This is a genomic window from Spongiactinospora rosea (assembly GCF_003315795.1).
GTDB classification, from domain to species: Bacteria; Actinomycetota; Actinomycetes; order Streptosporangiales; family Streptosporangiaceae; genus Spongiactinospora; species Spongiactinospora rosea.
Genome location: NZ_QMEY01000032.1, coordinates 1 through 24,762 on the forward strand (window position 1 = coordinate 1; position 24,762 = coordinate 24,762).

Annotated in this window: 11 protein-coding genes and 1 pseudogene; 3 read left to right on the plus strand and 9 right to left on the minus strand. The window is 65.0% G+C overall.

The features are described 5' to 3' along the window. The coding region (locus DP939_RS40045) for a hypothetical protein (protein ID WP_450097549.1) at positions 1–336 on the minus strand (336 nt) is incomplete at its 3' end. 1,450 nt (positions 337–1,786) lie between these two features. Between DP939_RS40045 and DP939_RS40050 the strand changes: the two genes are divergently transcribed. Together DP939_RS40050 and DP939_RS48290 are read left to right on the plus strand one after the other, a co-directional pair. After that, positions 1,787–9,793 carry a LamG-like jellyroll fold domain-containing protein gene (locus DP939_RS40050; protein ID WP_158578954.1) on the plus strand — a complete coding sequence of 2,669 codons (8,007 nt, stop codon included), beginning with the start codon at positions 1,787–1,789 and terminating at the stop codon, positions 9,791–9,793. A gap of 24 nt (positions 9,794–9,817) precedes the next feature. Next, a complete protein-coding gene (locus DP939_RS48290; RefSeq protein ID WP_225878796.1) occupies positions 9,818–10,366 on the plus strand; it encodes a hypothetical protein in 549 nt (182 codons plus the stop codon). Positions 10,367–10,545: 179 nt separating this feature from the next. On the opposite strand, the pseudogene DP939_RS49470 reads toward DP939_RS48290, so the two are convergent. Then, positions 10,546–10,965 (minus strand): annotated as a pseudogene (locus DP939_RS49470) (transposase); the annotation flags it as partial. Then, positions 10,944–11,282 (minus strand): helix-turn-helix domain-containing protein, encoded by a 339-nt coding sequence (locus tag DP939_RS49475; RefSeq protein WP_225878786.1) that lies wholly within the window; start codon positions 11,280–11,282, stop codon positions 10,944–10,946. The gene DP939_RS49475 and the pseudogene DP939_RS49470, both read right to left, overlap by 22 nt. Between DP939_RS49475 and DP939_RS40065 the strand changes: the two genes are divergently transcribed. Next, on the plus strand, positions 11,205–11,807 hold the full coding sequence (locus tag DP939_RS40065; protein WP_147268320.1) for a tyrosine-type recombinase/integrase: 603 nt from the start codon (positions 11,205–11,207) through the stop codon (positions 11,805–11,807). The genes DP939_RS49475 and DP939_RS40065 overlap by 78 nt on opposite strands. A 662-nt stretch (positions 11,808–12,469) precedes the next feature. On the opposite strand, the gene DP939_RS40070 is transcribed toward DP939_RS40065, so the two are convergent. The 6 genes from DP939_RS40070 to DP939_RS40095 all read right to left on the minus strand — a co-directional run bounded on the left by DP939_RS40070 (position 12,470) and on the right by DP939_RS40095 (position 24,633). Beyond that, the gene (locus DP939_RS40070; protein WP_199565726.1) at positions 12,470–13,546 is read right to left on the minus strand and encodes a Wadjet anti-phage system protein JetD domain-containing protein; all 1,077 of its coding nucleotides are present in this window, start codon (positions 13,544–13,546) and stop codon (positions 12,470–12,472) included. Beyond that, positions 13,543–17,967 (minus strand): coiled-coil domain-containing protein, encoded by a 4,425-nt coding sequence (locus tag DP939_RS40075; protein WP_113986075.1) that lies wholly within the window; start codon positions 17,965–17,967, stop codon positions 13,543–13,545. The genes DP939_RS40070 and DP939_RS40075 overlap by 4 nt, the downstream gene beginning before the upstream one ends. A 7-nt stretch (positions 17,968–17,974) precedes the next feature. Then, positions 17,975–18,766, minus strand: coding sequence for a hypothetical protein (locus DP939_RS40080; RefSeq protein WP_113986076.1), 792 nt, complete (start codon positions 18,764–18,766; stop codon positions 17,975–17,977). Positions 18,767–18,768: 2 nt separating this feature from the next. After that, positions 18,769–20,163 carry a hypothetical protein gene (locus DP939_RS40085; protein WP_199565727.1) on the minus strand — a complete coding sequence of 465 codons (1,395 nt, stop codon included), beginning with the start codon at positions 20,161–20,163 and terminating at the stop codon, positions 18,769–18,771. A gap of 79 nt (positions 20,164–20,242) precedes the next feature. After that, positions 20,243–23,371 (minus strand): AAA family ATPase, encoded by a 3,129-nt coding sequence (locus DP939_RS40090; RefSeq protein ID WP_113986078.1) that lies wholly within the window; start codon positions 23,369–23,371, stop codon positions 20,243–20,245. Beyond that, entirely contained in the window at positions 23,368–24,633 is a 1,266-nt protein-coding gene (locus DP939_RS40095) for a metallophosphoesterase family protein (RefSeq protein ID WP_199565728.1), read from the minus strand. Before DP939_RS40095 ends, DP939_RS40090 begins: the two co-directional genes overlap by 4 nt. Between the last annotated feature and the right edge of the window lie 129 nt (positions 24,634–24,762).

The following is a 24,762-nucleotide window of genomic DNA, read 5'->3' on the forward strand; positions in this document are numbered from 1 at the left end:
CTTCACGGCGGCCTGCACAACGCGATCACGAACTGCGGGAATCGATAACGGGCGCAACTCCTCCCGCACCCCCGGCTTCGGGATCAGCACCCGCCGCGCGGGCAGCGGACGATAGCGTCCCTCCCGTAGTTCGCAGGCCAACTGGCCGAGCAGCCGGTCCACGCCGTACTCCTCGGCCTTGGCCAGGGTGACCTGGTCGATACCCGGTGCGCCGTTGTTGCCACGCACCGTCAGCCACGCGCGCGCCAGAACGTCTCTGCGGTAGATCTTGTCCATCAGCGCGTGGAATCGACGCCCGGGCTCGGCCTTGGCCGCCCGGTAGAGCGTGTGCTGCAAGGCTCGGACCGGATCTCGCGGAGAACGTCCACCAGATCCACCAGCGGCGGGGATAGCCGAAACGGCACTCACCGGGCCCCTCCTCAACATCGCACGCATCGACGAAGCAGTGGCCCTTCCCATCGCCGCCGGTTGTGTTGTCCGGTCGACTGGTAGCGGTACTACGGCCACCTCCGACGCCCACCCGGCCGACCATCCACTTCCCGAGGTCATCGGTTATAGGACGCCACGCTCCGGCGACTCTTTCCGCAGGTCACCGGGCCGGGGAGGGCCTCCCCAGTTCCCGCCGTCACTATCGATGCGTTCCATGCCCCATACGCCGGGGAGTTCTTGACGGCTGCGCTTCCAGGCTCTTGGCCGCGTCCGTGGCCTTCGCCCTGATCTCGAAAGGCTCGGCTCTCCCTTGTCCCGCCCCGCAGGACGGCTGAGTAACGACGCCGCAGGCTTCGCTTCATGCTACGGACCGCATCGTTGCTTCCCCTTGAAAGGGCCTTTGACGCTGGGCTTCGACCCCGCCCGTTTCCCGACGAAGCCGCCAGCCTGCTACCGGGCCTCCTGGCAGCTACCCGGACCGGACTTCCACCGGCAAGCGACGACGAGCTTACGAACACAAGATGAGCCGCTATGTCACGGCTTCACCTCCGTTCTGCTGGGCGCACGAAAAAGGTTCACTGTCGCCGGGTTGATGCTCGGGAGCCGCATCCGACGGTGACACAGCCCGCATCTGACATTCAGGTCAAGTTCCAGTGGCTGTGGGTTGACTTCGTCGAATTCCTGTAGCGCTGCGATCACCGTCCGATAATCGTGCGCGCGGGTGCTGTAGACCTGGACCCAGAAGTCATCGCCACCAGCGATCACGGGAGCGATGAGCGTCAAGGCTAATGTGATCTGTATCACACTTGATCGCCGTGTGATGTCCAGTTATATTTCTCGGAGTTTGCCGAATTAGTCCAAGCCTCTCGAACCACCGGGTTACTTCATCAGCAGTTGCAGGACTGCTCGATTGCGTTGCTTCGTGCTGCCGCCTGGTGCTTGTTCCCACGTTAGACACTTAGGCCAACACAGACATCGCTTCGTACGACAGCGCACGAACCAATGGGTCCGTCGCTTGCCAAGTGAGGCGGGCACGACTCCGCAATTCGCAGTTCCGCAGCCCCGTGCCGGCAGGCAGCGGGGCCAGCAGTCGTTTGCCCATTATATGGGGCACACGTATTTGACCACCCATTACCATAAGGCTGTCAGTAACCGAGCATGCTTATTCCCGTAGTGTGATCCAAGTCACTCTTGCCGCACCCAAGTATGCGCGCTACATTCCTTTCGATTTGCCTAGTTTGCACCACCCCAATTAGACACTCTGATCCTAGGGCGATTGGGACACAGGCTTCAGTTTTCTGATTGCTCCAGGGACGAGCACGGAGGGCGATGACCCATGCGTGGAATACGGTTGTGGATGCGTTCAATCAACCGCCATGCTCTGTTAACACTGATCGTCACCGTGCTGGTCCTGCCTGGGCTGATATCCGTGCAAGCGATTCCCGCCTGGGCCGAACCGCAAGCCGAGACCGTGCTGCCGAACACGCCTGACCAGGCCATCGGCACGGCCGCCGGGGTACCGAGCCTGGTCGGCGCCGCTGCGACGCAGGCCAAGGCAGGGATCGGGCTCTCGTCCAGCGCAGTTAAAAGACCCAAGAACGCATTGCTGCTGGAAAGATCCAGGGGAAAGGCGTCCAAGCCCGACCCTCTGCGCGACTCGACTCTCCCACCAGGGGTTCGGCGAGCGAATCAAAAGGACGCCGCCACCGTGCTCGATCCGCTCTTCTGCCTCGGCTACTACGAGTGGGAGCGTACACGGTTCTACACGGTGGGATCTCGTGTCAGCCATAAGGAAAGGATTTACGAGCGGATAGGCTTTGCCGGTTCAGGAGACGAGCCGACTCCAGGATCCTCCACCTGGAAGCCGGTCGGCTGGTGTCCGCCCAGCGTCGATTCCATGACGCCGACGGGCGACCAATTGATGACCACGCTGACACCAAAGCTGACGGCGCTTGGTTCCACCCCCTCGGGCGCACCTCTCCGCTATCGCTTCGACCTGTGCCGGATCGAGGGCGACACTTCGCATGACTGCGTCTACTCGGACTTTCTCCCGATAGGAACGCGTGAATGGACGCCGCCGGCCGGTTCCGTCCGATGGAGCGCGGAATACGAGTGGACCGTCATCGTATCCGACACCGAAACCCACCTCACCGCCGGCGCCAGCCGGACATTCGTCACGGGTGTTCGACAGCCTCCGATCACCTCGCAACTGTCCGCTCGCGGTGGAAACGGCCAGGAGTTCCACGAGCTGGCAGGCAACTACACCACCAGCTTCACTGATGCGAACGTGACGGTGGCCGGTCCCCCGTTGTCGGTGGTGCGCTCCTACAACTCGATGGATCCCCGAAGGAGCGGCGCCTTCGGCGCGGGATGGTCAACCCGATGGGATTCCAAGATCATCCGAAGTGACTTCGGTGGCATCGACACGCTGCTGGTCACCTACCCGGATGGCCATCAGGCGCGCTACGCCGCCAACGGCGACGGCACCTACCAGCCACCGCCTGGAGTGCATGCCACCCTTGCCGAAGTGAGCGGCGGATGGCGACTTATGGACAAGTCCTCGACCTCCTATCTCTTCGACGCCCAAGGCCGCCTGACAAAGGTTACCGACGCCCGGGGACGCAGCCAGGAACTGATCTACGGTGCGGATGGCAAGCTCACCAAGGCCACGTCGGTCGGCGGGCGTTCTCTGTACTTCGCCTGGGCTGGTGAACATGTCAGCTCCGTGTCCACGGACTCGGTGGACGGTGCTCCGCTCGCATGGACATATGCGTACACCGGCGACCAGCTCTCCAAAGTATGCGCGCCAATGACAGCACCCAATTGCACAACCTTCTCGTATACCGATGGCTCGCTGTACCGCAGTGTGATACTCGACTCCGATCCCTACGGCTACTGGCGACTGGGTGAGGCATCCGGTTCTCAGGCCGTCGGCCAGGGATGGGGTGCGGGAAATGGCACATACGACAGCGTCACCTACGGGCAGCCCGGCGCACTCGGCGGTACTGGTGACACCAGTGTGAACTTCGGTAATAGCCATGAGGCGGGGATGTATCTGCCTCAGGACGCTCTGGCCAACTTGGGCACACAGACGTCGGTCGAGGCGTGGTTCAAGACCGCGGTGTCCGGAATCATCGCATCTGCGGGCACGTCCTCCGGGGGCGGCATGTCGGACCCACTGGTGTACGTCGGCACGGACGGCAAGTTGCGTGGTTCATTCCGTCGCACGCTGTCCCCGATCACCACGGCGAACGCGGTCAACGATAACCAATGGCACCATGTCGTGCTGACCGTCTCCGGCCCCACACAGATCCTCTATCTAGATGGTCAGCAAGTGGGAACTCTGTCTGAGGTCATTCCGGACTACGATCTTCAACGCTCTCACGTCACCGTGGGTAACGGTTGGCCTTATCCACACCAGTCGCCTGGTGTACCCGGCCAACCGGGCACACAACAACCCTTCAGGTTTCAAGGCAGTATTGACGAATTTGCGCTATATGATAAGGCGCTTTCACCGGCGGAGATCCAGCGACACACCTCGGCTCGAGCCGGAGTGCCACACAGACTAACCAAAATCACCCTCCCGTCCGGTCGTATATGGGGCGAGAACGAGTACGACTCCAGCACCGACCGACTCAAGAAGCACACTGACCACCATGGCGGTACCTGGCAACTCGGAGCTCCCTCCTACGATGCCGGCACCGGACGTTCGACAGTCACGGTGACAGATCCCCACAACAAGCCACTGCAATACGTCTATGACGCATGGCGTAACTACCGTCTGATCAAGGAGATCGACCAAACACAGGCGACCACCGAGTACTACTACGACACGGGTGGATATCTGTCCGAGGTCATTGACCGGAACGGACAGGCCAGCAAGCAGACCCACGACAAGCGCGGCAACATGCTCAGCCGCACGACCTGCCGTTCGGCCACCGTATGCAAGGCCGAGTACTACACCTACCACGTCAACGAGGCGGATCCGTTCGATCCCCGCAACGATCAGATGATCGCGTCCCGCGACGAGCGCTCGGCCTCCGCGACGGACGACACGTACGTCACCAAGTGGGAACTTGACGCGTTCGGCGAAGTCGTGAAGGAAACGACGCCCGGGACGCCGGACTTCCCTTCGGGCCGCTCAATGACTTACGCGTTCACCGACGGAAACGAAGATGCGGTGGGCGGCGGGAAAGTGCCCGCCGGGTTGCTCAAGTCGGAGAAGGAGCCCGGTGGCGGTGAGACATCGTACGGCTACAACGCCGCCGGCGACGTGGTAGAGGTGACCGATCCCGCCGAGCTTGTGCTCACGTTCGAGTACGACGTTCTGGGAAGAGAAAGGTCCCGCAAGGAGACCTCCTCCGCCAATCCGGACGGTGTCACCACCCGGCTCACCTACGACGGCGCGGGCAGGCTCAGCACGCATACCGGTGCGGCGGCCAAAAACGAGATCACGGGAGTGACGCACTCCCCCCAGACTCGCTACAGCTACACGGCTGACGGACTAACGGCAACACAGTCGGTAGTGGACCTAACGGGCGGCGACCCCGAGCGCAAAATCTCGTACACCTATGACACCTACGGCCGGGTCGAATCCGTCACCGGTCCAGAAGGAGGGGTGGTCCGCTACACGTGGGACCACACGGGGGTTCGTACTTCGGTCACCGATGAGATGGGCAATGTCTCCCATTACACCTACACGGCCCGTGGCGAACTGGCGTCCCGCATCCTGAAGAGCTGGACCGGAAGTCCTGTCACTCCGCACGAGCCTCGCGACCTGATTCTGGAGTCCTATACCTACGACCCCGAAGGCCGGCTCGCCGCACGTGTCGATTCGATGGGCCGCAAACTCGCCTACAAGTACTACGGGGATGGGTCACTCGCCACCGTCACCGCCGAAGCCGCGAAGCTCAACGGTTCCACCACGCCACGGAACGTGGTTCTCGAAAACAACACCTATGACGTGGCGGGGAATCTGATCGAGCAGGTGACCGGAGGCGGCAAAGAGAAGACGACCTATGTCTACGACGCCGCGAGCCGACTGACATCGAAGACCTTCGACCCCAGTGCATTGGCCCGTAAGACGAGCTACGTCTACGACGCCGACGACAACGTGATCAAGGAGACCGAAACCGCGGCGGGCACCGACCGGGCCGAGGCCACCGAGTACGGCTACAACGCCGACGGTGCCCAGGTGCGTAGGGCCGTCGAGAACGGCGACACCGACCTGGTCACGACCTGGACCGTGGATGATCGCGGGCTGGTCACCGAGGTGGTGGATCCGCGGGGCAACCTGCCGGGCGCCGACCGTGCCGCGTACACGACCACGTATCGCTACGACGCCGCCGAGCATCTGGTCGAGGTGCGCGAGCCGAAGGTGAAGATCGAAAAGTCCGGGGTGCCGACGAACGAGGCGCACCCGACACAGATCTTCGGCTATGACAGTGCCGGGCGCCGGACACACAGCAAGGACGCGGAGGGGCGTGTGTCCGCGGCGGCCTATGACCGGTTGGGCCGGATGACCGCGGTGAGCGAGCCGCCGTACACGCCGCCAGGTGGCACCTCCATCACGCCGACCAGGCGCTTTGGCTACGACGCCGCGGGGCGAATGAACCGCTACGCCGACGAGCGCGGCTCTGTGTGGACGAGTGAGTACGACGCTCTGGGCAATCGGGTGCGTGTGGTCGAGCCCGGTACCGGCGGCCAGCCCGGCGGGAGGCACGTCTACGAGTACGACACGGTCGGCGAGATGCTGGCCGGCGTCGATCCGACCGGTGCTCGCACCGAGTGGACGTACGACGATCTGGGCCGTCAGATCACCGCCACGATCATCGAGCGCAAGCCGACCGCCAAGGCGATCGTGTCGCGGATTGAGTACGACGACGCCGGACGAAAGATCAAGGAACTCTCCCCCGGCAATCGCACGATCACCTACACGGTGAACGCGGCAGGTGAGACCACCAGGGTGACGGATCCTCTCGGTGACACGACCGCCTACGCGTATGACCTCGACGGCCGTACTGTCAAGGTCACCGACCCGCTGGGCAACGCGCAGGCCACGGAGTACGACCGGGCCGGCCGGGAAGTGGCGACCAAAGATCTGAACAGTTCGGGCGTCGTGCAACGGACCGTCACGTCTGACTACGACGCGGCGGGCAACATGATCGCCGAGACGTCCGGTGAGGGCTCGACCGTCCGGTACAAGTACGACGCGTCGGACGCATTGGTTGAACTGGTCGAGCCCGTCGCCGATGGGCGGTCGATCACCACAACGTACGGGTATGACGCCACCGGCGCGCTGACCCGGGCGACGGACGGTCGCGGCAACACCACCTGGACCACGTACAACAGCATGGGCCTGGTCGAGGACCAGATCGAACCGGCCACTCCCGCGCACCCACAGCCCGCCGACCGGACCTGGAGCAGCGTCTATGACGCTGGTGGCAATGTGACGTCCGCGATCCAGCCGGGCGGCGTGCGCGTCGATCGCCACTACGACGAACTCGGCCGGGTGATCAAGGAGACGGGCACGGGCGCGCAGGTGGCCACGCCCGAGCGGACGTACGGCTACGACCTGGCCGGACGCGAGAGCAAGGTCGGCGACTACAGCCTTGAGTACAACGACCGGGGCCTGCTGACCAAGGTTTCCAAGGGCACCAGCCAGACGGCGGCCTTTGGCTACGACGACCTCGGCAACGTCACACAGCGCACCGACACCGCAGGGGCGGCGACGTTCGGCTGGGACATCGACGACCGCCTCCAGACGGCCTCCGACCCGGTGACCGGCCGTCAGCTCACCTATGGCTACGACAAGGCGGACCGGCTCACCTCGCTGGCCTCGACCAACCCGGCGACCACGCAGTCCTTCGGCTACGACGCGATGGACCGGATCACCAGCCACACGCTCAAGAACGGCTCGAACGCGGAACTGGCCAAGCTCACCTACGGGTGGGACAAGGACGACCAGCTCATCTCGAAGGTCACGTCCGGTACGGCGGGCGGGGGGACCAACACCTACAGCTACGACGGGTCGGGGCGGCTCATTTCGTGGAAGGCCCCGAATGGCAATGTGACGTCGTACGAGTGGGACGCGTCGGGCAACCGGACCAAGGCCGGAAATGCGACGTTCACCTACGACGAGCGAAATCGGCTACTGAACGGGGACGGCACCGACTACACCTACACCCCGCGCGGCTCGCTGGCCAGCGAAGCCACGAATGGGGTCACCCGGAACCTGACGTTCGACGCTTTCGACCGGATGGTCTCGGACGGCGACGCCACCTATACCTACGACGCGATGGGGCGGCTTGAGTCCCGGTCGCAGAGTGGGAACACGGAACGCTTCCAGTATTCGGGCATCGACAACGACATCGTGTCGGTCACGGACGGGGCGGGGGCCGTACAGGCCAAGTACGGCCGCGATCCCTCGGGCGCGTTGCTGAGCCTCCAAGAGGGCAACGGGCCTGCCGTCGGGGTCATGTCCGACCAGCACGACGACGTGGTGGCGACCTTCTCCGGCACGGCGCTGGTGGACTCGACGGCTTACGACCCGTTCGGTGAGGTCATCGCACAGAACGGCGCGCGGCGCAGGCTCGGCTACCAGGGTGAGTACACCGACCCGGACACCGGCAAGGTGAACATGCTCGCTCGCTGGTACATCCCAGGCACCGGCGGTTTCACCTCCCGCGACGACGCGAATTTGAGCCCGTATCCGTCGGCGAACTTGAACCGGTACACGTACGCGATGGGCGACCCCCTGGCGTACACCGACCCTTCGGGTAACTGCCCGATCTGCATCCCACTGCTGTTCGCCGCGGGGCGAGTCGGAGGCCAGCTCCTGCTCCGCCGCCTGGCCCAGCGAGGCGCCACCCAGGTGGGCAAGCGACTCGCCTCCCGGGCCGGGCAGGCGGCGAAACGCACGGGGACGCGCGCGATGACGAGGGCTCAGAAGAAGGTCGCGCAGCAAGCCACAAAGACGGCTCAGAACGCCTTGAAGAAGGCGCTGCAGCAATCCGTCAAGAAGGCCGCAAAGAAGGCCACAAAGGCCATCGAGAAAAAGATCAAGAAGCAGATCAAGCAGAAGCTGAGAGAACAGGCCAACAAGAAGATAAAGCAGAAGATCAAGGAGAAGGTCAAGCAGCATACCAAGAAGAAGACTCAGCAGAAGATCAGGGAAAAGGCCAAGAGCAAGGCGCAGGAGAAGGTAAAGAAGAAGAGCTCGAACCAGAAGACGAAGTCGAAGTCGTCGTCCAAGACCAAGACGAAGAGCAAGAGCAGGTCCAACTCGTCCACCAAGACCAAGAAGAAGAGCTCGTCGAACGACGACAAGATCGAGATGATCTCGGACGGCATCGACATGTTCGTCGGCGAGATCAACGGCGGCCCGACGACGCTCGAACCCCTCGGCATCGACCTGGACCTCAACTGCGTCAGCCTGCGCGGCTGTGCCAAGGACCTGGTCGAGAATCTGGTGGACAACACCACCGACCAGGTGGTGGACGAGATCATCGACGAGGTCGCACCCGACCTGCCGCCCATCGACACTCCGGGCGACGGATCACAGGGCTGCCGCCTTCGCTCCAACAGCTTCGTTCCCGGCACACCGGTCCTCATGGCCGACGGCTCCACCAAGCCCATCGAGGACGTGAAGGTCGGTGACTACGTCCTCGCCACCGATCCGGAAGCCGGCTACAGCACGTCTCGCCCGATCACCACAGTGATCACCGGCGACGGCGTCAAGAACCTCGTCGAGATCACAGTCGACATCGACGGACCCCGCGGCAACGCCACCGACGAGATCACCGCCACGGACGAACACCCCTTCTGGGTCCCGGCCCTGCATGAGTGGGTGGGCGCGGCCCGCCTCCAGCCGGGCATGTGGCTGCAAACCTCAGCTGGCACCTACGTCCAGATCACCGCCCTCGACCGCCACACCGCCACCCAACGCGTCCATAACCTGACTGTCGCCGACGTCCACACTTACCACGTCCTGGCAGGCAGCCATGCTGCCCTGGTTCACAACGACAATCCGCTCAGCGACGACGAGTGCTTTGCAATAGCAGATGGTGCCCGCGACGAAGAGCGTGAACGCATGTCAAAGACGCAGCGCCAACTGCACGTTATGATCGTAGGCGTAGTGGACTGCACTACCGGACTGGTTGTAGTTGGAAAGAAGCGCTCAAGGGCAGGAGATTTCTGCGCCGAGGACGACGCAAGGAATAGGGCAATAGAGCAGGGCGCGGATCCAACTAACCTGCGATATGGACATCCCGTGTATCCAAACACCATGATGGACGCCGACTTCTGCGATAGATGCCGCACCCGAATAGACCCAAGCCAAGTGCCTCCAGACCGTCGATGGTGATTCGAGAAGGGATACAAATACGGCATGACGTGGATATGGAAGGAATTGAAGACACTGTCGGGCGACGCCGTCAGCATCCCGCCCTTGCTGGACGACCTACTGCATGGCACTTACGAAAAGAGGGCAAGGGCATTCCAGGCCTTGGAGGGAAAAGCTGTTAACCAAGGAGATCTCTTCTCTTCGGCCGCTGCCGTGACCGACATAATAATCACAGAATTGGAAGAGGAAGGTGTTTTATCAGAGCATGCATGGCTCATGCTCCACGAGCTGTTCAGGGGAGCCTCCTACGGCCGCACCTTCAGGCTGGGTGCTGACGAGTACGACATCGAGGTTTATTGCCGAGATAGAGTTCTAAATAGCATGAACCTTATCGATCGCGCCGTCGTTGGACTATCAGGAGATGCATTCACCTATGCATCGTTTCTATTGAGTGGCATTGGTGAGTATTCTCGCGAGGTGATACCTATCCTCGAACGAGAGATTGCTAATTCCCAAGGCGCCCGGCTCGCCTCAGCTCGTGACGCACTCGAGGTAGCACTAGAGCTTTCAAATAAAAAACTCTCCGACTGTTGACGAACCCCCGACACCACGCTGTTGCCAACTACTGAGGTTAAATGTGTGGTGTCGCATAACCGAGCAGGGACGAGTCCGGTGCCGACAGGGCAACCATCCAGCACGTCGTGGCGGTATTGAAGCCGTCGTAAGCCCCGACGCACAGCGGCGATCACCTCCTGCGGGCCAGCGAAGTCGCGGCTGGCCAGGGTGGAACGCCACAGGATCGACCAGATCCCCTCGGCCGGGTTGAGGTCCGGGGCGTACGAAGGTAACCGGTAGACGGTAAGCCAGTCCCGCTCGGCGGTGTAGCAGCGCATCTCGGCGGCCAGATGAGTGTTCAGGTTGTCCCACACCAGCGCGATCGGCCCGCCGAGCTGCCGATGGGCGGCGGCGATCAGGTCGCGGTAGTCGGTCCAGGCGAAGCTCTTGTGTTCGTCGCTGCGGGGATCGGCGCACGGCCGGTAGATCAACCGGGTCCGTTCCCCAGGCTTGTAACAGATCAGCGCCGCCACCGACAGGCGGCGGCGGGAACGGCCACGTACCCTTACGAGCGGCGTACGGCCCTTGCGGGCCCAGGTCCGGCAGATGGGCGGCGTCATCGCGAACCCCGCTTCGTCTTCGAAGACGAGCTAGGCCCCGAACGCCGCCGCGGTGTTTCCACCTGCGGCCAGGTCCCCTTCACCCAACCGGCCACCGCCGCCTCATCGCGTTCGGCCGTCGGCCGCGCTGGCACCCGGCACGACCAGCCATGCCGCTTGAGCAGCGCGGCCACTCCCTGGACGGTGTAGCTCTTGTGGAACCGGCGTCCGATCACCATCTTGATCCGTGCCAGTGTCCAGGTCTGGTCCGGCCACCCGTGCGTGAGGTCAACGAAACGGCCAAGACGATCGGGATCAACTGGCAGATCACCCAACTCGGCTGGCAACCCATCCAAGGCAAACCGAAAACCGACGCCAGCGACCGCACCATCGCCGTGGACACCGAGACCATGGCCGCCCTCCGCCACCACCGCAAGCAGCAAGCCGAAGAACACCTCGCCGCAGGCCAGGACTGGGCAGACAGCGGGTTCGCCTTCACCGACGAACTCGGACGCCCGCTACACCCCCAGCACCTCACCGACCAGTTCCATTTGCTCGCCTACGAGGCGGGACTGCCACCAATCCGCCTCCACGATCTACGCCACGGAGCCGCCTCCATGATGCTCGCCGCCGGAGTCGAACTGAAAATCGTCCAAGAAACTTTCGGACACGTCTCCTCGACCTTCACCCGCGACACCTACACCAGCGTCTACCCCGAAGTCGCAGCCGCAGCCGCCGAACAGACCGCCGCCCTCATCACCACCCCAGCCCCGCCCATGCAACCGATCCCCGCCCGCGCAGGCCGGTCGGAATGGCAGGGCCGTACAGCGGGGCCACGGCGGCTGAAGGTCGCGTGGGACGACACCACCGCCCACACCTGACCGGCTACCTGACCGAGCCGGGCCCGCTGCGGGCTGCGGCGGGCTCGGTACTCGGTCACCGCCGCCTCAGATACCGGTGCCTAAACGATCATTCATGTGCCCGGTCCGTGCCCGCGAGCGACCGGCGAGCGACCACACGAGACGAACTGCTCGCCGCGGGTGCTCCTCTGGGGAGGGAGCGCTGGTCGGATGGGGTGGGGGTGGTGGGGCGCCAGGGGCTCGAACCCTGAACCTACAGATTAAAAGCGCCCTTGATCACTGCCACACTCTGCCAGGACGTACCGCTTCGTGGCCTTCAGGACACGTCTGACTCCATAGAAGTGCCAGGCCGTGACTACAGCTGCCGTGCCGTATCGCATGCACGCGAGCAACCATCGAGCAACCACAAACCTATGCCTGCCACGAACGCCTGTACTCCCGGAAACGGGCCTCGTCTTACCGGAAGCGCTGAGGTAGCCCACCCCTGTCACCTTCTCTCTCGGTCAGGTAGTCAACGCAGACCTGCCGCGAACATGCACACCACCGGACTGATCAGGCGTCGAAGGGCCGATGAAACCTAGGCGATGTTGCACTGGCCGCTGCTAATTGTGGCCGTTCGGGACCTCGGGGACGCTGTTAGCCGAAAAGAGATGGAATACGGCAGCCCCACATAGCTGAAAACATTACAGATCGCTACGCCATGAACCATTGCGGCGTAACAGCACTGTTCCCGTGGCCTCCTGGGCGAGCCGATTCCCTGCGACGATGACGTTGGCCGCTTGGCCACGGATGGTTTCGGGAAGCCACGCAACGCGCCGCTCGGCGACGATCGGGTCGATCTTCTTCGGCGCCAATCCACGGACGTCCTGGCCGACAAGAAGGCGGTAAAGGCCCGCAGCAGGACGGACCGGTGGAAGTCCCAGCGCCGCGGCGGTCACGTTGGCTCGCTGCGGGATCGTGAGCCCGTCCTCGTCGAGGTCGCCGTAATAGGCGATGTCGGTCACGCCAGCCAGCCTGCTGATCCGCGCGACGGATGCCTCGAAGGCGTGCCCGCCGCCAAACGCCACGTATCCGACCTGCCCGCAGCGGTGCTCCAGCAGCGTGCTGAGGGTGGTGAAGGAGTCGCTGTTCTCGATCACCAGAACGATGCTGCCTGGGCCGACACGTTCGTACGCCAAGGGAGGAGGGATGCGCTCGGCGGCCAGGGTGGCCAGGGTGAGGCGGCCGGGTGCGAACAAGGTGGTGGCCGTGAGCGCGTCGAGGCGCTTCTCATCACCGAAGATCTCCAGGGAGCGCTCGCGCATCGGGACGACGGTCCGCCGTTCATCGTCCCCGTCGGTGTCGCGCAGCCACCGGTTGACCGTCTTGAGGACGTCGAGTTGCGCTGAGGACAGCGAGTCCGCGGCGGCCCAGGCGAGCTCACGGCGCCAGACGGCCATCGACGGTGCGCGGGGGTGCCGAGTGTCCTGCTTCGGCTGCGGCGGCAGGCGGAGCCAGCGTGGGAGTGGCGGGAGCGCGTCATCCCACCCATTGCGGCCTCGCGGCAGTTCTGCAAGGTGGTGGTCGGCGAGCTCATCTAGGAGTGCGGAAAGGACAAGGCGAGCCTGGGTGGTACCCGCCGTTCCAGGGCAGGCGGCGACGAAAGCCGCGAGAATCCCGGCCTGCTCGACGCGGCGCTCTGCCATCGCGTTCAAGGTGGCCGAGAGGATAGCCGCCGATTGCGAGAGCGGTCGCTCATCAGCCTCCTCGCCGCCGCTCACTGAGTGTCGCCTTCTTGCCGGGTCTCGTCGCCGGTTTCGTGCTCGCGTGGTTTCACCAGCAGCCGCGCGGCGGAGATCCGGCCGGTGACATGGAGGTGCCCTATCCCCGTACGCTGGTCGGCGTCGTTTCGCAGCCGGATACACAGCGGGAAGGTAGCCAGTACTCGATCCTCCATGTTCCCTGTGGTGTAGATCAGCTGGACGCCCAGCGCCATGGCCATGTTCATCTGCAGGCTTAGCAGGTAGTCGGCGCTGGCCTTGCCGATCGGATTGTCCAGGATCAGCATCCCGCCCAACCCGCTGCCGGTGCGGGCTCCCGTCCGTGTGCTGCTGCGCAGGGCGGCCAGCGTGCAGTACAGCATGATCGCGCCGGTGAGCTCCTGCCCACCGGAGAAGATCTTGCCCATTTCGCTGATTGACGCGTACTCGGCACGGCCCGCGGCATCGGGCTTGAGAATCTCCACTTTGAAGTCACGTGGCACCGCGGCCCCGACGCAGCGCAGCACGAGGTCCCGGCCTGCCTGGCTCGGCTGAATGCGAGCGTTCTCGTCTAGGGCTTCGGCGATCCGCACGACCAGGGTCTGCGGTTCCGGCTTGGCGAAGCCGATCTTCAAGATCCGGCGACCGGCCCATACGCCGGCGCTCTCGGGCAGCCGCGATAGCCGCTCAGCCTTCTCCAGCAGAGCCAGCGCCTCGCTGGTGTGATGCTTCAGCTGGTCGATGAGTAGCTTCCGATGGCGGTCCGAGTCCTCGAGATCGGTGGTCAGGCTCGCCGCCCGCCCGGTGAGCTCGGCTGCCCATTCGCCGGCGCGTGCGGTCAGCGATGCCTTGTCGATTTCGGTGACCTGCTTGTAGATCGGCGCCTTGAGCTTGCCGAACCGGTTCTGGTTAGCGGTTTCACGGAAGTCCATGACGGCGTCGTCCACGGCTCGGTCCACATCCCGAAGGTGATCGGACGCTTTACTGTACGCCTCGGTCGCCTTGTCCGCGGCTTGCTGCGCCTCGTCGGCGGTTCCCGCGAACGGTCCTGAGACGGGCGGGAGGTCCAGCTTGCGGACGTCGGAGGCGAGGCTGCGTTGGACGACGGCCATCTCGCGTGCGGTGGCCTCGGCCTTGTGGAGCCGGCGCTCAGCAGCCAGTTTCAGCTCGAACGCCGTCTTGAGCAGTTCGTCGGCCTCGGCGAGTACGCCGATGGCTCGTTCAGTGAGCGCCGCGCCTTCGTCGGAGCTCGACGGTGCCCAGTCGTCGTCGAGGCTGGTCCACGGCGCTCCGTTACGCTGGCCTGCCGAGGATGTCTGCGCTTGCAGGTGAATGACCTGCTCGCTCAGCTTGCCGTACTCGCCTTCCAGAGTTGCCACCGTGCGCTTGAGTCTCCGCTTCGCGGCCTCGAGAGACGCGGAGCTTCCCGCGTCCGGGGATGCGGCCAGCGCTTCTGCACGAGCCCGGATGACAGCCGGTTCGTTGAGCAGCTCCGCCTCAAGAGAGGAGATCTCCCGCTGCGCGTCATTGACGCGCTGTCGCAGATCCTGGCCCACCTCTACAGCGAGGAAGGCGGATTCAGCCTGCTCGTAGGAGATCTCCAGCGCGGCGAGGTCGGCTTCGTCCGTGACCTGGCCGAACGGCTCGTTGCCGTGAACAACCTTCTTGATCCGGTCGGCGTACGCGGCGGCGTCGCGGCGGAACGACTCGGCTTGCACCGCGTATTCGGTGGCCCGGTCGCGGGATCGCTCGGCTTGCTCGCGGAACTCCTGGGCCGCGTCACGATATCCCACGGCCTCTGCTTCGAGCCTGGCGATCTCCAGACGATCCTTGTCGGCGGCGGCGGCGTCCGCTGTGAGCTGTTCGAAGGACTCGGCGGTGCGGACATCGTCAGCTGCGGTCTCTTCGGCCTCTATCACTACCTGGGCGTGCTGGTCGACAGCGTCAGCGGCTCGTGCGTACCTGTCGCGGGCCGTGTCCAGCAGGGACTTGGCCTCAGCCGCGGCGACCGACGCCGCTTGTGCCTCCGAGCGCAAGCGCTCCACATCGGCTGCCGGATGTTCGCGAAGCCACTCACCAAGCCTGTGATTGAGCTCGAATGCGGCTTTCCGGAGCTCGGCCAGTTCGCGGAGAGCGGCGGCGCGGCCCTGGATGCGGGCGCGTGCCTGCTCCTGCAGCGCGGCGGCGGCCTCCAGGTCGTGCAAAGCGGGTGTCGGCTCCACGACGAACCCGTTCTCGGTCTCCTCTGCGCTCCCCTCGAACGACGCTGCGGTGGTGACGAGCACCGCTGCTGGTGGCAGCGGGCGTACCTCGGCGAGCACCGCCCGTGCCTTGTCCAGGGTCAGTTGGTCGGCCACGATGATGCCATCGACCAGGGCGGGGCGGGCTTGGATAATCTCGGTATGCAGGCGAGGATTCACCAGCTGCTCCAGCGCCCGCCAGCCCGCTGTCGCGGCGACCTTGTGGTCTGACAGCACCCGTAGCAGGTCCTCGACCGCCGGGCGCGGCGGCATGAGCGCTTCGTCCTCGGCGATGAGCGCTTCGATCAGCCGCTGGTCTGCCTTGTTGTCCGCGGTCAACGCGTCCAGCCGGTCCTCGGCCGATCTCTGCGCAGCAGCGGCAAGGTTGCCGAGCGCAGAGGCGTTCGTCTCCAACCACAAGGCTGGATCGCGGCCGGGGACCTCCTCGTCGTCGCGGAGTTCGGCGAGTTCGCGCAACAACGTCTCTGCTGCGAGTGCCCGTGCCACGCCTTCCATGCTCTCAACCGCGCGGACCGCGATCTCGACTGCCTGGCGTGCCTCCATCTCAGGCTCGATCAGCTGGCGTGCGGCATCCTCGAGCTTGCGGAGCTCCAACTTGAGCTGGTTGTCGGCTTCACGATACCGCGCCGCCCTGGTCGTGCTCTCCTTGGCTTTGGAGCGTAGCCTGGCATCCGCTTCGCGGACACTCTCGCCTTCCTCCAGAATGCCCTGATCCCGCGCGGCCTCCACGCGGCGATCCACGTCCTTGACCTGCTTGGTCAGGAGCTCGGCGCGTACGGTGTTCGAGGTGGCCTGCCGCTCGTCCTCGCCCGCGCGGCGTTCGGCTGCTGCAGCGCCTGCCTTAGCCTTCGCGCTTTTGCCTGCCAGGTCGTTCGCCTGGGCGGTGCAGCGCTCCACGGCGCGGTGAAGGGCGCTTCCGAAGGTGGCTCCGGCTCGGTCACGGCGGAGCTGTGCGGCTCCTGCGGCCTGCTCGGCAGTATCCAGTAGTTCGCTGGCGACTTGGTACTTCTCGCGTGCGGCAGCGGTCTTCAACAGGTTGGGGACCAGCGTCCAGGCGGCTAGCTCCGTGCGGTCGCGAGCAAGCTGCCGCTCGACCTCCTGAGCCTTGGCACACGCCTCGTCACGACGCAAGGCCAGGGTCCTTCGCCATACCTCTTTATGGACCAGGTCGGCCTGGTCGCGAGCCTGCTGCCGAACCTCGGCGTTCTGCCTCGCGGTCTTCACGTCTGCCTCATGGGCGGGCAGCGCGTCCTTGGCGCGCTGGACGGTCTCCCTGAGCTCAGCCGTGAGCTGTGCCAGGGCCGCCGCCGAAATCTGAGCGTCCTTGGCCGCCGTCACCTGTTCGGCGCGCCGGGTGGCGAGGCGATGCGCGACTGCCGCGGTGGCGGTAGAGAAGTCGCGGTCCAGCAACAACTGCTCGCGTCGCCCGATGTTGCCGGCGTATTTGGCAAAGGCCTTGCCCATTTCGATGTAGTTCTCCGCATCCAGCGCCTTGCTCAGCAGCCACTCGACGAACTGGCGGCCCGTGGTGGTCTTGAACGCCTCGGCCGCGTCGCCTTCGTCGACGTTCATCGCCTGCTGCACCGCGAAGAGATCCGGCTCCAGACCGAGTCGGCGCAGATGGTTCTCCCATTCGCCCTGCCGCCTCTCGATCTCCACGTGCAGCGACTTATCCGCAGCGTCAAGGCGCTTGAGTGCGTCGTGGAAGGCGTTCATCGGGAGCCGCCGCTGGCCTTCGGCGAATGGCAGGCTGGCCAGAGTAACGTCTTCTCCAGGGTTGAAGGAGTAGAACATCCGATCGGGCTTGCCGTCCGCGAGGGGGGACAGTACTTGGCCGGTCACCAGCGTCTCACCGGTCCGGACATTGACCCATTCCAGCGCCACGTGGGAGGGAGCTGCCGCGGACACCACATAGGCGCGCAACGCCTCACGGCCCTTACGGGACTGGCGTTCGGGAAGCACCGTGGACAGCAGCATCCGGATGAACACGGACTTGCCGCCGCCATTCTCCAGCACCAGCAGGGTCGCCGGAGCCGGACGCCGGAACACCTGGCCGGGTGACGGGATCAGGGTACGGGCCGCGATCGGCGGACCGCCGTCGGACAGGTCCAGCACAACATCGTCGTAGCGGGCGCTGCTCGGGCCGATATTGTAGAGGCGGACCCGGTTCAGCTCATACATCGCTGGATCAACCTCCTGACTCGGTCGAAGCGGGGGCCTCGCCGCCCGGGCTGTGGAACGTTGGCTTGCCGTCCAAGCCGACGGCGACCCCGAGCGCGGCCAATTCGCCGAGCATCTGCTGCCCGGCCAGTTCTCGTACCTGGATCTGGTATCGGGCCGTGGTGGTATAGGTGCCGCCGTTCTCGTTGCCTGCGCGCCGCAGCATACCGTTGTCGGCCAGGTACTCGGCGACGCGCTTGGTGATCGCATGTCTGCTCTTGGAATGGGCTCGCGCGTCTTCGGTGGGAGCCACCGGGTTGCGCCGCTGGTGGTAACGCCACAGCTGCACGAGATCTGGCTGACCGGCCGGAACTCCGTCGTCCTCGCCGGTCTCGGCCGCACGATGTTCCAGTTCCTTGGCCGCCTGCTCCACCATCTCATCGACGTGACGGATCGTGACCCGGCCGACATGGGCCTCATCGTCGAGGTCTTCTGGCCGGTAGTAAGCGAGCGCGGCTATGGCTAGGTGCGCCAGCGCGGCGATCGGGCGGTCGGCGACCTGTTTGATGTGGTCGATGACGCTAGCGGCGAACTGCGTCTCAGGCGTAGTCCCGAACACGAGCCCAGCCCGCGGGTCCACCGCGATGACGGTCAGGTCGAAGCCGCGCGCGGCAGCGTGCAGCAGCTGGGCGAACGCGGCATCGGCACGGTACCGACTCACCAGGGTGGCGTACTCGACGCTGCGCCGGGGCGTCAGCCCGGGCTGAAAGCCGAAGGAGACCAGCCTGCAGGCCGCAGCCAGGTCCTCGAAATTGCTCATGCTTATCTCTCCAGACTGTCCGCGATCAAGCCGCGTACCACCAGAAGGTCGTTTCCGGCGAAGACCTCGTCGTCCAGTTCCTCGTCGTCCGCCACCGCGGCCAGCGTCATACAGTGCTCGGCGTCGTAGCGTGGCGCCCCAAACAGAGCCAGCACCTGCAGAGCCAGCAGCCGGTCGGTTTTGCAGTGGGCGGCACGGCGTACCGCCTTCAGCAGCGCGGACAACCGGATGCCGTCGGCATGCGCCAGCAGCGATTCGACAGCCGCGTACTGCTCCTCGGAGAAGGCTGGGTCGTCGTCGGCTTCACCGAACTCCGGCTCGGTGATCAGGCCGTCTTCACTATCCCGTTCGTCAGGCAGCGTCATCAGGCCCGTGATCAAATCCGGAAGGTAGACGACGGCGGGCCGGCGCGGCGGTGTCGCCGCGCTGGCGAACCCCTCCAGCAGCGGAAGTGCCTGTCTTACTGACAGCTCTAGCACCGGTTCAAGGAGCTGGCGGTCGAGATCGACGTAGGACCGGCTCGGCGGGGGTACGAAAATCTGCCGCTCCTGTTCCGCGCGAAACCTCTCACCCACCTCCTGGAGGTTCGCCTGCAGCATCGCGTGCCTGCGCAAGCATTCCTCGAGAATTGCGATCAGCTCAGCAGCCTGAGCCGGGGTGGCCTCCTCCGTGCTGTTGTCCATCATCTGGATCAGGTTGTCCTTGATGACGCTCTCGGCGTTTATTCGGTCCTCAATGTGCTCCAGCGCCTCCGCCTGGGTCCGCCGCACGTCACGGACCCAGTCCACCGAGCGCACGTCCCTGCGCATCCCCTCCAGCCGAGTACGGATGTACTCGGCGTACTGCACCGTGCGACGCAACGCCATCTCTGCCGCGCGGTGGGCGTCGGCCAGCCGTCCACGCCTCACGAGCGCCTCCAGCTTGGCGTCCGCTGCCACCTGCTCGGAAGCGATGTCGATGTCCACCGCGCCGACTAGCACCGCGATCGCCTCGTTGGAAGCGCGAAGTCGTGGTCGGCCATCGGGGCCGACGACCTCTCGCAACAGCTTGAAGGAGAACTCGTGCGAGACGTAAGTGCCGTCCCATACGAGGCCGTACATGTGGCTGAAGTCGCGATCGACCGTCCCGACGTTCACCAGGCTGTCCAGGATCCAGCGCGCCACATCGGTGTGTTGGTCGAGGCTGCGGGTGGGCATCTGGAGCTCTGCTACACGAATCACCGCTGCCACGACGTCCTCGTGACGGGCACCGTCCTCGAAGTCCATCTTCAGCGTGACGGTGTCGATGGCGGTGAGCGCGAGTTCCTCCATCTGGTAGCCGCCCCAGTCCCGTGACGTGAGCAGTGACTTGCGGCGTTCCAGGTCGAGGACCGGATCGGCAACGGCCAGCGCCTTCACTCGCGTGGACAAGCCCAACGTATCCCGACCGGGCCTATGCGCTTCCGACATCTGGATTCCTCCCCTCCTCTTCAACTGGTTACGCCAGCGTCTGCAATCCGCTGGACAGATCTGCCTGTACCAGCTCGTCGCGTTCCGCCTGGGTCATCCATCGCGCTGTGGAACCAGCGGGCCCGTTCTCCACCCACAGGACGTCATCGACGCCTTCGGCGACGGCATGCAGGTGGCTGATCACCATGACGAGCCGGTCACCCCCGACCTGGGAGCGCAGCACGTCCAGTGCCGATTCCAGCGCCGTGGTGTCGAGGGTCGCGAAGCCTTCGTCGAGGAAAAGCGATCCCAGTCGCGGGCCGCTGCGTGAGTGCAGTTCGGCGAGTGCCAGCGCGAGAGCGAGCGAGGCCAGGAACTTCTCCCCGCCGGACAGCCGGTTAGGGTGATGGACGACGCCGGAACCTCTACTGATGATTTCGAACCCGTCGGCGAAGCCGAACCGCTGGTCGGTCAGCTGTCCGAGAAGGTCGCTCGCCACGCCTAGCAGTGCCCGTGTGCGCAGCATGGTGAGGTGGCCGAGAAACTTGGCGTCGACGAGTTCTTTGCGCAGCAGTTCCAGCGCGCTGCAGCGGGCTTTCCCTGCAGCGATGGCAGCGTCCAGGTCGGCTGCGGGCTTGATCAGGCGTTCTGCCCTGTGTTGCTCTCTACGTTGACCTTCTGCCTCTGCGGCGGCTTTCGCCGCCGCAGCTACGAGGGGGTGCAGCAGATGGGGGACCGTCAGGTCGCTGGGCTGGAAGCCGTCTACGTCGGCGACCTCGGCGGCCTTCTCGCGCAGGTTGGACAACGCTGCGTCGGCCCGAGCTGTACCGATGGCGGACGCCTGGCCGAGTTCGCAGCCGAGCGTCTCAGCGATCTTCGACAGCTCGGTGGCGAACAAGCGGATTCCAGCGATCCCATAATCGGCAGGAGCCTGCGGCCTGCGGTGCCGTCTCCGTGTGCCAAGGTGATTGATCGCCTCCTCGACGGCCTGCGCCCAGTCGTTCAGGGCTGCGTGCAGCTTGTCGAGCGGCTGTTCCATAGTGGTGCGCGCCTCGTGGTCCAGTGCTCGCTGCTGGGTGAGGACCTCGGCCTTCTCCTCTCGTACGGTTTCAAGCTGTTCGACGAGGCGCTGGATCTCGGACAGGTGAGTGGCGACAGTGGTGGCCGCTGCTGCCGCGGCGTCGGCTCGGACCTCGATCGCTTCCTCGGGCAGCATCGCCTGGATGTGTACCGGCAGTGCCTGCAAGTCTGCGGCGAGACGGCCTACAGCGCCCGAGTGTCGGTCGGAGGCTGTGTTGGCGTCTTCGATCGCCTGCTGGTGCCTGTCCTTTTGGTTTTCGAGCGCTTCTCGGGCGGCTTCGAGCCTTGCAGTATGTCTGAGGGCGTCGGTCTGCTTCCGGTCGGCGACGGCGGTGGCCTCCAGTTCGCACACCGTGATCACCTCGGTGATCGTCGTGATGTGCTGTTGGTCGTCGGCGGTAGTGAGCCTCTCTGTCGCTGATTCGGCGTCGAAGTCTCCCTCGGCCTCCAGGACCAGAGCCGCGAAGTCCTTCAGGGCGGCCGCCGCCTTTATCTGAGCCTCCTGGACGTCCTGCAAGGCACGCTGGTGATCCCTTTCGCGGTCGAGCTTGGCCTGGTCGGCCGTGGTCAAGGCTGCGCGTGCTTGGACGAGCTGTCCGAAGATCTCGTCCTGCGCCACTGTGGCCTCGCGTAGCCGCTCTTTGGCGCTGTGCAGCTCCGCGGCGTAGCTCTCGGATGTGGGCGTGAAGTCGGCAGGGACGCTCTGTTTGCACACGGGACAGCCGTCGCCGGGGTGCAATCCGGCGGCGAGCCCGGCTGCCTGGTCACGAAGAAGGAGCGTGTCAAGCTGCCTCGCAGCGATTGCGGCGCGTTCCTTGATGGCGAGAGCGTTTCCTTCCAGGATTCCGATGTTGTGGCGGGCGGTCTCACAGGTGCCGACCGCGGTGGCGTACTTGAGCGCGGCACCGGCGACGGCGCGGGCCGCCGTGGCGGCGAGGGCCACTAGGGGCCGGGCGATGGCCGCGCTCGTCCGGACCCTCTTGCTCGTTTCCGCAGCATCCTCGGCGGCGTGTGCCAGGGGTTCAGCGTTGGCAGCTCGTGTGGCCAAATCCGATTCTGCTGCGGCGATGGCAGCGCCGTCCGTAGCAAGTCGCCTGTTCAACTTGGCGAGCCGGTCACGCTCGCCGCGATGCTCTTCGGCTCGCGCTGCGAGGTCTTCGAGAATCACGGCGGACCTGCGGAGCTCTTCATCGCCGGCGTCGGCGATCGCCTTGGTCAGCTGCTCCTCCGCCCGTACTGCATCGTGGCCGCGCCGATTCAGGAGGTCGCGACGTGCCGCGATATCGGCGGCGATGGGCTCGAGGCCGTGCAGTACGGCATCGGCGTTGGCCACCCCCCGTGCCGACAAATCCTCGGCTGCGGTGGCGGCCGTCTCCGCCATGCTGCGAGCCCGGACGGCTTCGGTCTGTAGAGCCGAGATGCGATCGATGGCGGTGTTGAGAAACGCGGCACGAGCCTCGGCGGCGTCGGCGGCCGCACCCGCAGCCGTCGCGGCCTGCCGCGGGTCCAGTGGCATGGTGGTGCGTTTGCCTTCCGCAGCGCCTATCAGCGACTGGAGTGTGATGTACCGGCTACCGGCCAGTTTCTGGACGGATTCCAGGGACTCGATGCCGAACAGTTCCCGCAGCCGCCTACTCCGCTCGGTCTGGCCCGCGGTGAGGAGCTGGTCGAACCTACCCTGCGCGAGCAGGCCGACGCGCATGAAGGTCTTGTATCCCATCTGGAGGATGGCTTTGATGCGCTCGTCGACCTTGACGGCGTTGTCGAGTTCCTCGCCGGTGTGGAGGTTCCTCAGGTGGTGCCGGGCCGCGTTCGGGTTGGTGACGTGTAGGGTGCGCTGCACGTGCCAGTGCTGGGCGCCCTGTATGAACGTGAGCTCCACGCTCATGGCCTGGGCACCGTCGGCGATGCGCTGCCGGGCTTCTCTGGTCTCCCAGGAAGTCGTGCGGAACAACGCGTAAGTGATGGCGTCGAGGAGGCTGGTCTTCCCTGCGCCGGTATCACCGAGCGCCGCGACCAGGCTCTTGCCGGTGAAGTCGATGGTGACAGGGGCGGGGTAACTGCGGAGCCCGGTCAGAGACAGTTGCAGCAGTCTCATCGGCCAACCTCCTGCTCGCACGCGAGCGCGGCGGTCAGCAGCGTCTCCTCGCAGCACGGTGCGGGATCCTCAAGGTCCGATTCGGCCCGCAGCTGGACGAAGGTTTCCATGGCACAGTCCAGGGCCAGGCCGGTTATACCGCGGCTGGGCAGGTAGTCGCGAAGGAGGTCATCGACGCCAGGAAGTTCCTGGACGGTGACATCGCGATCCAGGAGGCGGCCCGCCGACTCGGGACGGCGTTCTTCGATGGCGACGACGGTCGCCGCCGGCAGCATCTTCGCGATGGTGTCCGCCAGGGACGAGGTTGAGGCGTCGACGTTCACTACCGCTTTCACCCAGGCGTCGCCGACACTGCCCGCACGGTGCGCGATCTCCTCGAGGGTGCCCTCTAGACGGATCAGGCGGCGGCCGGAGTCGAGCGGTACGAGTTCGATGCGCGGCGCGTGCCCCGGAGCGATCTCCGCCAGGACGACGCTCTTGATGTCACGGGTCTCGCCGAAGTCCAGTTGTAGCGGGCTGCCCGCGTAGTGGGCGGGGAATCCGGCGCGGGCGACGGGCTGCGGTTTGTGGATGTGGCCGAGGGCGCCGTAGTCGACCGCGGGAAGGTCGGCGGTGGCGATCGCGTAGTCGGCTTCGATGGAGAAGCGCCGCTCGGAGTAGGAGGGCATGGCGCCTTCGACGAACAGGTGGGCGGCGAAGACCAGGATGTCGCGTGCAGAACGCCCTACCGCCAGCCGGTGGTAGACATCGGCCTGGACGGCACGCATCCGCTGGGCGTACGCGGCTGTCACCATGGCGGGGTCGACGAAGTCGTAGGCGAACCTGTTGGGGTGCAAGTACGGAAGCGCGCCAACCCGCAGGGTCAGCTCACCCCCCGCGCCTGGGTACTCGGCCATCAGCAGTCCGCTGGGGCGAGCGTCGGTGGCGAACCGCACCTGGACCTGGTCCTCCTCCCGGTTACCCATATCGCTAAGGACGAACTGCAGGAATGCCAGCACATGGGCGGTGTCGTGATTGCCTGCCACCACCACTGTCGGCGCGATCGCCTCGAGGCGGCGCAGCGCTTGGGCGGCGCGGCGCATGTCGTCTAGGCCCGGGCGTGGGCCGTCGAACAGGTCGCCGCTATGCACGATCACGTCGGGGGCGAAGTCGGTGGCGATCTCGATGATCTCGTCCAGGACGGCGTCGAACTCGTTGTCGCGCCGGTGACGGCCGAGCTGGCGGCCAAGATGCCAGTCGGAGGTGTGGAACACACGTCCCATCACGGGAGTCTCCAGGGGGAAGAGCCCGCAGGACAGCACGAGTCGCGCAGCCACACGGGCGGAGGAGTAGATGTAGCCGACCGTACCTCAAACTCTGGAGAAAATCTGGAAGCTTCGGGAACCCTGGTA